The organism is Hymenobacter elongatus (genome assembly GCF_004745955.1).
Classification (GTDB): Bacteria; Bacteroidota; Bacteroidia; order Cytophagales; family Hymenobacteraceae; genus Hymenobacter; species Hymenobacter elongatus.
The window spans coordinates 1-10202 of the sequence record NZ_SRLD01000070.1 but is presented as its reverse complement, the minus strand read 5'-3'; the positions used below and the strand labels follow the sequence as shown (position 1 = coordinate 10202).

The following is a 10202-nucleotide window of genomic DNA, read 5'->3' as shown; positions in this document are numbered from 1 at the left end:
GGTACTCAATAATCTAGTCCGAAGTATTCGTCGATGCGCCTTTGGCATGCCTGGTTTTCAGCATCTGCGGCTGCGGGTCATGGCCATTTCAGGGTGAACATTAAAATTGTCAGACAACCAGCCTGCTCTAGGTTGTACGGACAATTATCTTTGGCGTCGTGAAGAGTATAGATGAGATTAGTGAGCAGGCCTGGGCGGCGATATCGCCGCATCTGTCCGGCAAAGCGGGCGACGTGGGGCGTACGGGCACCGATAACCGGCTGTTTCTGAACGCCGTGTTCTGGGTGGCGCGCCACGGATGCGCGTGGCGGGCGCTGCCGGCGCGCTTTGGCAAGCACGACACGTTGCGCAAGCGTAGCCGGCGCTGGGCGCAAAAAGGCATCTGGCAACGGCTGTTCGAGGCCTTGCAAGAACCGGATTTGGACTGGGTGATGCTGGACTCGACCGTGGTGCGGGCGCACGCACAGGCGGCGGGCAGCCGAAAAAAAGCCGCGTCGGCGACGAAGGCCTCGGCCGCAGCCGCGGTGGGCTGACCACCAAAATCCACGCCGTGGTCGACGCCCGGGCCAACAGGCGGATTGCGACCGGGCGGGCGAGTTGTTGCGGGCAGCGGGTGGGGCGCGCTACGTGCTAGCCGACAAGGGCTACGATACCAACCGGGTCGTGCAACTGGTCGCAGACTTGGGGGCCGAGGTGGTCATTCCCAGTAAGAAAACCCGCCTCGTGCCTCGCGTCATCGACCGTAACCTGTATAGTGACCGCAACAAAGTGGAGCGCTTTTTCAGCCGATTCAAGCAGTTGCGCCGACTAGCCACGCGCTACGATAAGACGGCCAGCAGTTTTCTGGGTATGCTCCACTTCGTGTCCGCCTTACTGTGGCTGCGCTAATTGTCCGTACAACCTAAGATAACATTTATGGGTGTGTTGCTTAGCAAAAAAGATTAAAAGTAGTGTAACCTTTGCGAAGCAAACCGAAACAGCTGCCATTTTCACTTATCCAAGACTTACGCATTTGTAGGCAGATATACGGGAATAAGGGCCTTGGCGAGCAGTTGGCACAAGTAGGGTGCTCACTTCTGCTAGTGTGCCTGGTCAACAGTCTGGACAGTTGTTCGGGTAAACTAGTGCAAGGACACCTAGACTAGGTAACAGCAGGCCAAGTGGTTGCGCTGAGGCTGGGCGCGGCGGCACTGGCACCGCCCGGCCCCGATGAGTTGCTTGAAGCTGCGGAGAACCTTTTCCACCTGCCAGCGCGTGCGGGTCGTCGCTTCCATCAATTGCGTCAGCGTGACAGTGAAGTTATTGATGGTGATGCCCCATTCAATGTCGCCGCTCATGGCGACCGGCTTGAACAATCGCCCTGCAAACGGCACGCGGCTGTAAGCTTACTTCCAGTCCCGTTCTCCACTCATCCGGTGGCGGTCCGACTTCGGCCAGGGGCTGGTAGCCAAGTTCTTTGTGGGCACTCACCAACCGGTTATTTTTCCGGGTTGTGAAAAACGTCCAGCCGGCGCGGCGAATCGATTTCAGGTTGTCGCTACCATTATACTAAGGCATCAAACAGAAGGGTGCGGGCCTGGATTTTATGCTCGGTCACGACGTGGATGGACATCGGCCGAAAGTGCTCGTTTTTGCTCTATCCATCCAGTTGGAGCATACACACGGTAGTCTAGGGGCAGAAAATCGCCGGGCTTTCCGCTGCTGTGCGCTAGGTTGACGAGACAAATACCCGTGACTAGCCCATGTTCATCGCCCGAGTACTGGCGCTTGGCCACCTCGATCAAGCGGCCATAGCGCTTATCCTGCACGCTGTCATCCACCGGCAAAAAGGCCTCGGGCGAATCGTTCAGCAAGGGCAAGAATAACTCCCGCAACTGCGTAGATGAAAACAAACCACGGCGCAAAAACGGTTGACTTGGTCGTAGCTCACGTGCGAAAGGTGCTCGGCTAAGTGCGTGCCTGTATAGTTGCGGGGTGTACTGAGCAGATACTCGATGTAGGTGGCTTGCGTCATCACTACCCAAGGCTTTTACTCAAGTTACTACCAAGTGCGTAAGTCCTATTATCATATCACTGCATACGTTGGTTTAGGGCAAAGCAAACCCCAGCGCATCCAGATGCGCTGGGGTTTTCAACTACTATTACCGTGTCGTTAAGCCGCTTGCTCTTCAGGAATACGGGAACTCTGAGGCATAGTGAATGAGGATTGGTCGATAGAGTTAGTGGCTTTGACCTGCTTGAGTGCACGTTGCACGGTTACGGTGCAGATTCGGTCGGCGTAGCCTAATTCCACCACCCGTTTGGCAATTAACGATAACGTCAGGCGCTTGCCTTTTACGGCGGCTTGTTGCGTCAGGCGGCGCAGGAGGGTTTCCAATTTTGGCGTGAGCTTGTTTGGGGCACCGCACCGAGGTACGGCGTGGAGATAATCTCTGAAGCCTTGCTGCGAATACGCTCGGCGCATGCTATACACTCGGTCGATACTTAACCCTAGCAAATCGCCGGAGTCCTGGACTGAAAGGTCGGCTATCCAGTGCTGTAATACTTGAGCACGGTTGCGCTGCTGCTTGGAGACAATATCAGAACTGATAAAATCGGCGAGGTAGGCCTGTTGCTTGCGTGACAGGCTCAAGGAATGACGATGACGACCCATGGACTTAAACTGGCAAATGCGGCTGGTGATGAGAAATGGCCCGAAACACCATTGCATCGCCTTGCTCTGTAGTTACAGAGAGTGGCTAGTACAAAAGGTGCTTGCTTATCGAAAAAGTTATTTTGAAGAGCCGAATGTAAGAAGTTGAAAACAATTGTGCAAACGTTTGCGCAATTGTCTAGATCTATTCACTTTGCAGTACTTGTAAACTTCTCTGTAAGCAGTACCATGCCGAATTTCCCGACAGAAAAATGTGGATGCGCATCTTCTGGCCAATAGGTTGGCCGAATTATGCGAACTTGCTTTTCCTTTTCCCTGCCTTTGTGTCTATCCATCGCGCTTCCATTTCAGATCTTGCGGCTCAGCTGAACTTATCCGTCTCGACCGTTTCGCGGGCTCTGAGCGACCATAGCCGCATCAGCGACGCTACGAAGAAGCGCGTCTGGGAACTGGCCCGACACCTCAACTACCAGCCCAATCAGCTGGCGGCAGCCCTGCGCAAGGGACGTAGCAACACGTTGGGGGTAGTCGTACCACACATCGACGGACAGTTTTTTGCCTTGGTTGTGAAGGGTATTGAGACTATTGCCAACCAGGCGGGCTTCAATGTGATGATTTGTCAGTCGAACGAAGATGCCGCACAGGAACAGAAGAACATCGAAACGTTGCTCAATGCGCAGGTTGATGGTATTTTGCTTTCGTTGTCACTTTCTACCCACGACTTCCGGCATCTGGAGGAAGTACGGCGGCGGGAAATTCCGTTGGTTTTGTTTGATCGGGTGGTAGAAAATACGGACGTAAGCGCCGTAGTGCTCAATGACTACCAAGGAGGCTACGAAGCCGTGAGTCACCTGATTGCCGAAGGCTGCCGTCGTATCGCGCACCTCGGCGGGCCACAACATCTGAATATTTGCAAAAACCGGTATCAGGGTTACGCCGACGCACTGCAGCGGCACGATCTGCCGCTCGACCCTTTGCTATTGCATTTCAGCGACCTCTCGATTCAGGATGGCCGTCAGGGGATGGAGTTATTATTCGACCAGACCCCGCACTTGGATGCTGTTTTTTCGTGTAACGATTTGGCCCTGGTAGGGGCCATGCAGGTGGTGAAGCGCCGGGGGCTGCGCATTCCGCAGGATGTAGCCCTTGCAGGCTTTAGCAACGAGCTGTTCGACTCGCTGACCGAGCCCATGCTGACCTCAGTGGATCAGCGGTGCGAGGAAATGGGCCGCACCGCCGTGCAGATGCTGCTGGAGATGATACAGGAAGGCCCCACGAAAGTGGCTCCGCGCCAAGTGGTTCTGCAGCCCAAGCTGCTGATTCGGGAGTCGTCGCAACGGAGTATGCTGCAGTAGCAAGGCAACAAGCAGTGAGAACAAAAAAGCCTGGTTCAATATGACCAGGCTTTTTTGGGTTTTCGGAAAGATGAAACGACGCGCAGAGAAAAGAGCCTGAGGTGGCGCCAGGCGCGCAAACTATCGGTGGCTGACAGGTGCCAAATAAGGGGAATGTGCATAGTGAAAAAAGGGTAAGGTGAAAAAGTAAGCAGCTTTTACCCGGGAAAACTGGCTGTTAGAACAGGTAGCTGCCGTAGATTTACCACAGCTTCGTATCATTGATTCCGGGAAGCAGGGGCGGTTGGGCTCCAAAACCTACCACACACCAGCCGGCTTCCAGGCCAAAAGTGCCGCCCAGCAGCACGTAGCTAACGGCTCGCGTGACGGTGCGGCCGCTGTACTGGTCGGTCGTCGGTTCGTATTCGCGAAGTAGCAGCACGTCGCCGACCTGAAAATCCTGGTCATTTTCCCGCACATCGAAAGGCTTCACGCCCGATTCTACGGCAGTAAAGCAAGCTGGCCAGATTTTCAGTTCGTGGGTTTGATGCGGCGGTGAGCTGTATTCGGCAATGGAATAAGTCGTGTTCATGCGTTTGGGAGGATTGGGACAAAAAGCAGCTGGGTGAATCAGACGACCAGTTGACACAAGGAAGGGGAGGCGGTACCATCCGCTTACCGGGCTAGCAACTGCTTAGGTGCGTGGCGGCTTCAGAGCTCTCGTGGTAGAGGCGTGACGATTGTCGGCAATGTGTTGTCATCAGGCTTCTGCTTGAGCTGTTTACAGCGCTAGAAAACTCTGGAGTTCATGTTCCGGAGCGATGTGCAGCACGGAAGACATTCTATGGAGAAGAAAAAAGTGTTACCGCTTAGCGGGCCCATTTGAAACAAAGCAGTATTTGCGAGCCATTGAGTTGCTGGTACGGCATGACGAGGCAAAATACTAGGACAAAGATACCGTGTCGATCAACCACTTATGGGCCTGCGGTTAGCTACTTGTAATGCTATATTGACTAAATTGGTTCGCGTATCTGTATTACGGCCACGTTATGTGTTAACAAAGTATGAAGCTGGAATTCGAACCCATCCAACCATCTGTCGGCAGCTCCTTCACGCTACTCCATTATACGGAGGCAGAAGTAGGCGGAATTCTGTGGCATTACCACCCCGAATACGAGCTGGTTTACATTCCGCAGGGTAGCGGCCGCCGCCATATCGGTCAGCACGTGTCGCGCTACGAGGGCGGAGAATTGATTTTTATGGGTCCCAATCTGCCTCACCTCAGCTTCAGTCACGAGCAGCAGGGCCCGTTCGAGCAAATAGTGCTGCAGCTGCGGGCCGACTTCCTGGGCGACACCTTTTTGCGCCGGCCCGAGTTGGCGGCGGTACACCAGCTATTTGTGCGGTCGGCGCAGGGGCTCTCGTTTGGCCCCCAGACCCGCGCGCTGGTGGGGGATGCCCTGCGGCAAATGGTGACTCAGCCGGCCGCCAGCCGCCTCCTGACGCTGCTCCAACTGCTCTACCAGCTGGCCGAAGCCTCCGACGTAACGGAGCTGCATGCCGACATGGGTAGCTCCAGCGCGCAGGTAAAAGAGCAAAAGCGTTTGGGGCGCATCTATCAGCATATCCAGGAAAATTTTGCCGAGCCCATTACGGTCCAGCAGCTGGCTGATCTGGCGAACTTGTCCGTGCCTGCCTTTTGCCGCTACTTCAAAAAGATGACGAGCCAAACGCTTACCAATTTCCTGCAGGAGTACCGGATCAGCCACGCCCGGCTGCTGCTGTTGCAGGACTTGCCCATTACGGAGGTGAGCTATGCTAGCGGGTTTAACAATCTGTCGCACTTCAACCGCACATTCCGCCGCCTGACTGGCCAGACGCCTACCGCCTACCGGGAGCAGAAGGCCGGCTAGTGCCCCGGCGGCAGTACTCAGGCGATGAATAACCCGCGGAATTGGTAGTAGATGCGCTCGATCAGGCGCAATTCTTCCGTTATAATTTCGGCCGAGCCTTGCATTTCAGTCCGGAAAGCGAGTTTCTTTTTGTAGGTGGTCAGCAGCTTTTCGGGCAAGTTCACCTGAATGGAATACTCCTGATTTTTTGGAATCAGCGAAATAGACTCGACCACGCCCTTTACTAGGCCGAATTCCCGGTACTGGTAGTCGTTGAGCTTGATAACCACTTTCTGGCCCACGCGCACCTTGGCCGAGTTCAGCGCCGGCATAATCACCTTGCCGATGATGTCGGTGCTATTGGCCGGCAGTACGGTAAACACACTTTCGCCCTGGGTGGCAAACTGGCTGTTGCTCCAGAACTTGAAGAAGGCCACGCGCCCGGCCATGGGCGAGGTCAGCACGTATTTCTGCTCCCACAGCGCAATCTGGCCCAGCAGCTTTTTCTGGGCTTCCAGCAAATTGGCGTTCAACTCCTGCTGGCGCTGCTGGTTCCGGACGGCAATGTCGTTGAGGGCTTTCTGGATTTCCACCACCCGGATATCGGTTTCACTGAAGCTCAGGGACGCGGCCTGCAGGGCTTCTTTGGCTTGCAGCAGCTCCCGCTCTTTCACCTCCAGCTGCGCCGAGGCAATGACGCCCTTGCCAAACAGCTGGGCATTCCGGTTGTAGTCGCGCTGCACAAGCTGGGTTTCCTGGGTCAACAGGCCAATCTGGTGCTGCCGCTTCCGCAAAAAAGCCTGGTATTTCGTGACCTCCAGCTCCAGCAGCCGGGCCTGCTGGTCGAGTTGGGTGATGTCCTCAAAAAGCACCACGTTTTTGGCGCTGATGATCAACTCGGAGTAGTCCTTGTAGATTTCGCCGAGCTGGTGGCGCTGAAACTGCAGCAGGGTCTGCAGCGCCGCGGCCGGGCGCTGGCTCAGGTCGGCTTGCTGCACGGCCTGCTTCAGCTGCATTACCGCCGCGCTGTTGGCCGAATTGGCTACGTAGGCCAGCGTCTGGCCCTTGCGTACCACCTGGTTTTCCTGCACGGCCAGCAGCAGGTTGCCGCTGGCCTGCGTTACCACGTTCAGGGGCGGCGACAGGGTAGTGATGGTAATCTGGGTGGTAATCTTGTCCGGGTATTCCACCAGACAGCTGATGGTGAGCAGCGCCACCGTGACCAGCGCCATGAGGGAGATGCCGCTGCGGATAAACCAGGCGGATTTGGCACTGATAAAGTCCTTGACGTACTCACTTTTTTCGTCAACCTGCTCCAGCTTACTGAGTCGTACCGACATAATAACTTCCTGATAATGCTATAAATAGATGAACTGCCAGCGGCTGATCCGGCCTTCAGGTCCCGAGTTCGAGCTGGTTTTTGATGAGGCCGTAGTAAGCCCCTTTCCTGCTGATGAGCTCGGCGTGGCCGCCCATTTCGTGCACGCGGCCGTCGGCCAGCACCAGCACCTGGTCGGCCTTCTGCACCGTGCTCAGGCGGTGGGCAATGATGACCACGGTTTTGCCCTGAAAAAACTCCTCCAGGTTGTTCATAATTACCCGCTCGTTGTTGGCGTCCAGGGCACTGGTGGCCTCGTCGAAAAACAGGAAATCGGGATTCTTGTACACGGCCCGGGCAATGAGGATGCGCTGGTTCTGGCCCCCGCTGAGCGACATTCCCCCGGCCAGCAGCTTGGTGTTGTAGCCGGCCGGCAACGACTCGATGAACTCCGTGAGGTTGGCCACCTGCACCGCGTGCTTCAGCCGCTCCCTATCAATAATGCCTTCCGGGTCCGACTCGGTGATGTTGCGCGCGATGGAGTCGCTGAAGATAAAACCGTCCTGCATCACGGCGCCGCACTGGTCGCGCCACTGCTTGATGCTGATGTCGTTGATGTTGGTGTTACCGATCTTGATGGAGCCGCTCGTGGGGTCGTAGAGGCGCAGCAGAAGCTTGAGCAGGGTGGTTTTGCCGCTGCCGCTGGCGCCCACGATGGCCGTCACCTTGCCCTGTGGAATCTCGATGTTGAGGTCCTTGAGCACGATGGGCGTGTTGGTGGCCCCGTACTGAAAGCACACGTTGCTGCACCGCAGCGTCTTGCATTCGGGCAGCTCGTGCAGCTTGTCTTCGGTGTTGGTTTCCTCGTTGTCGGTGGTGTGCACGTCTTCGATGCGCTCCAGCCCGATTTTGGCCCGCTGATACGATTCGACGAAGTTGATAAAGTAGCGGATCGGGTTGTTGAGCTGGCCGATGATGAACTGAATAGCCAGCATGGTGCCCAGGGTAATGTCGCCGGCAATGACGGACTTGGCGGCGAAAAATGTAATCAATATGTTCTTTAGCTCACTGATAAATACGCCGCCGTTGCGCTGGTACTGCGACAGAGTGAGGCTTTTGATAGTGGTGCGGTGCAGGTTCACCTGCGAGGCCTCGTACTCCCAGCGGCGGCGCTTCTCGGAGTTGTTGAGTTTAATCTCCCGCATGCCGGTAATCAGCTCAATTACTTTGCTCTGGCTGTTGGAAAGCTGGTCGAAGGTCACGTAGTCCAACAGCGCGCGCTTCTTGATGAAGGCCAGAACCCACACGATATAGAGTATGGTGCCCACAGCGTAAAACACGAAAATGCTGAGGTTGAAATATGCCAGCACGCCCCCAAATACCACGAGGCTAAAGAGCGAGAATAGCATGTTCAGCGTATCGGCCGACAGGAAAGCCTCCACCCGGCGGTGGTCTTCGAGACGGTTCAGCAAGTCGCCGATGAGCTTGGAGTCGAAGAACGTAGTCGGCAGCTTCATGATCTTGATCAGGAAGTCGGATACCAGGCTCAGGTTGATGCGGGAGCCCATGTGCATCAGCAGCCAGTCGACGACGATGCGAATAAACGACTGGGAAAAGAACAGCATCAGCTGCCCAAACAAGATGATGTAGATGAACTTGGTATTCTGGTAGTTGATGCCGTAGTCGATGATGGACTGGGTCAGAAACGGAACTACCAGCTGAATGACGCTCAGCAGCAGCAAGGCCAGAAACAGCTGTTTCAGAACGCGGTAGTGCGGCTTGAAGTAGGGTAGCAGATACCCGAAGCCCAGGGGCTTTTTCGGGGACGGGTTATCCAGCTCGTAAAACTCCGGGGAGGGCTCCAGCAGCAGCAGGATGCCTTCCTGGCTTTCTTTTCCACTTCCGTAGAGCCAGCCTTCCAGAAATTTCTCCTTGCTATACTTAAGCAGCCCATAGGCCGGATCGGCCACGTACACCACGTCGTTCTTCACTTTGTGAATGACCACGAAGTGCTTCTGGCGCCAGTGCGCGATGCACGGCAGGGGTACGTCATTGCTCAGCGTTTGGTAGTCGGCCTCAATGCCCAGGGAGCGAAGCCCAATCGACTCGGCCCCTTCGGCCAGGCCCGCCGCCGACACTCCGCTTTTGGTGATAAAGCATTTCGAGCGCAGAAAGTCGTTGGAGTAAAGCTTGCCGTAGTGCTTGGCAATCATCTTCAGGCAAGTGGGCCCACAGTCACTATTGTCAAGCTGTTTGTAAAAAGGAAAATTCAGCATAAGCCACACTAATAATTATAAATAAGCTAACGACCCGTACTATATAACTTAATACTCACAAGCATCGCCAGCGGCCAGGCAGGCTGTTATATACTTATGCTTTAAGGCGCAAATCTTCTCGCACTCCCCGATGATACGTGTTGGGATAATACAGATACCAGCGCTCCAAAACTTCTGTGCCTAATATGTCGAGCACGTACTCGTACTGCTGGTCTTGGCTTTCAGTCTTTGTTCTCAGAGCCTCGGCTTTGTCGGTCAGCAGTACTTGTCGGAAAGCGTCTTTCTCCGCCTTCGTCGTGGGGCGGTGATGCATATATATGCCGAAGCGGGAAATGCAGTACTGCGTGTATTCGTGCGTAAACAGGATGAAGGAGTGCCACATTTCATCCAGTATGAAAAGGTCGTCATTGACGGCCAGGCCTTTAAACCCGTCGTAATTAGCCTTGACGTTCAGCCACAGCCAGATTTTAACATCCATAAATATCTTTTCAGCTTCCTCTTCGCTGATGGAGTACTTCTCCATGAACTTGTAAATAAGATTGGGAAACTCGTATGACATGGCGTGCTCCAGGGAGCAGAGCTGTAATTTGCTTGGTGCTAACCTTGACTTTAGCCCTACGCGGCCCATGCCAGGGCCTCTTGCCAGATGTGGAGTTGGTGGCGCGGGATTTTGAGCAGGACGGTGTCCTTGGGCGAGTTGTCAAAAAGCGTTTCGGCCCATAAATAGCG

The 10202-nt window shown here is 55.1% G+C and carries 8 protein-coding genes and 2 pseudogenes; 4 read left to right on the top strand and 6 right to left on the bottom strand.

The features are described 5' to 3' along the window. Positions 1–158: 158 nt before the first annotated feature. The gene (locus tag E5J99_RS21670) at positions 159–533 is read left to right on the top strand and encodes an IS5 family transposase (protein ID WP_210114498.1); all 375 of its coding nucleotides are present in this window, start codon (positions 159–161) and stop codon (positions 531–533) included. A gap of 40 nt (positions 534–573) precedes the next feature. Beyond that, positions 574–888, top strand: a pseudogene (locus tag E5J99_RS21665) (transposase); the annotation flags it as partial. A 116-nt stretch (positions 889–1004) separates the two neighbouring features. Here E5J99_RS21665 and E5J99_RS22370 read toward each other — a convergent pair. Further along, a pseudogene (locus E5J99_RS22370) lies at positions 1005–2017 on the bottom strand (transposase). Positions 2018–2152: 135 nt separating this feature from the next. Continuing rightward, entirely contained in the window at positions 2153–2653 is a 501-nt protein-coding gene (locus E5J99_RS20275; RefSeq protein ID WP_135499636.1) for a COG3415 family protein, read from the bottom strand. A 323-nt stretch (positions 2654–2976) separates the two neighbouring features. Between E5J99_RS20275 and E5J99_RS20270 the strand changes: the two genes are divergently transcribed. After that, positions 2977–4008, top strand: coding sequence for a LacI family DNA-binding transcriptional regulator (locus tag E5J99_RS20270; protein ID WP_167852264.1), 1032 nt, complete (start codon positions 2977–2979; stop codon positions 4006–4008). A 241-nt stretch (positions 4009–4249) separates the two neighbouring features. On the opposite strand, the gene E5J99_RS20265 is transcribed toward E5J99_RS20270, so the two are convergent. After that, a complete protein-coding gene (locus E5J99_RS20265; protein ID WP_135499634.1) occupies positions 4250–4579 on the bottom strand; it encodes an ASCH/PUA domain-containing protein in 330 nt (109 codons plus the stop codon). Positions 4580–5051: 472 nt separating this feature from the next. Between E5J99_RS20265 and E5J99_RS20260 the strand changes: the two genes are divergently transcribed. Then, positions 5052–5900, top strand: a complete 849-nt coding sequence (locus tag E5J99_RS20260; RefSeq protein WP_135499633.1) for a helix-turn-helix domain-containing protein — start codon at positions 5052–5054, stop codon at positions 5898–5900. 17 nt (positions 5901–5917) lie between these two features. On the opposite strand, the gene E5J99_RS20255 is transcribed toward E5J99_RS20260, so the two are convergent. The 3 genes from E5J99_RS20255 to E5J99_RS20245 all read right to left on the bottom strand — a co-directional run bounded on the left by E5J99_RS20255 (position 5918) and on the right by E5J99_RS20245 (position 9996). Beyond that, positions 5918–7219 carry an HlyD family secretion protein gene (locus tag E5J99_RS20255; protein WP_135499632.1) on the bottom strand — a complete coding sequence of 434 codons (1302 nt, stop codon included), beginning with the start codon at positions 7217–7219 and terminating at the stop codon, positions 5918–5920. A gap of 55 nt (positions 7220–7274) precedes the next feature. Further along, complete coding sequence (locus tag E5J99_RS20250) at positions 7275–9473, bottom strand: peptidase domain-containing ABC transporter (RefSeq protein ID WP_135499631.1); 2199 nt, start codon at positions 9471–9473, stop codon at positions 7275–7277. 94 nt (positions 9474–9567) lie between these two features. After that, positions 9568–9996 carry a glycine-rich domain-containing protein gene (locus E5J99_RS20245; RefSeq protein ID WP_135499630.1) on the bottom strand — a complete coding sequence of 143 codons (429 nt, stop codon included), beginning with the start codon at positions 9994–9996 and terminating at the stop codon, positions 9568–9570. Positions 9997–10202 lie beyond the last annotated feature (206 nt).

Bases quoted from the DNA above. Each gene is read 5' to 3' on its own strand.
- E5J99_RS20275 (WP_135499636.1), bottom strand. From the start codon at position 2,653: ATGGGTCGTCATCGTCATTCCTTGAGCCTGTCACGCAAGCAACAGGCC.
- E5J99_RS20255 (WP_135499632.1), bottom strand. From the start codon at position 7,219: ATGTCGGTACGACTCAGTAAGCTGGAGCAGGTTGACGAAAAAAGTGAG.
- E5J99_RS20250 (WP_135499631.1), bottom strand. From the start codon at position 9,473: ATGCTGAATTTTCCTTTTTACAAACAGCTTGACAATAGTGACTGTGGG.
- E5J99_RS20260 (WP_135499633.1), top strand. From the start codon at position 5,052: ATGAAGCTGGAATTCGAACCCATCCAACCATCTGTCGGCAGCTCCTTC.
- E5J99_RS20265 (WP_135499634.1), bottom strand. From the start codon at position 4,579: ATGAACACGACTTATTCCATTGCCGAATACAGCTCACCGCCGCATCAA.
- E5J99_RS20245 (WP_135499630.1), bottom strand. From the start codon at position 9,996: ATGGAGAAGTACTCCATCAGCGAAGAGGAAGCTGAAAAGATATTTATG.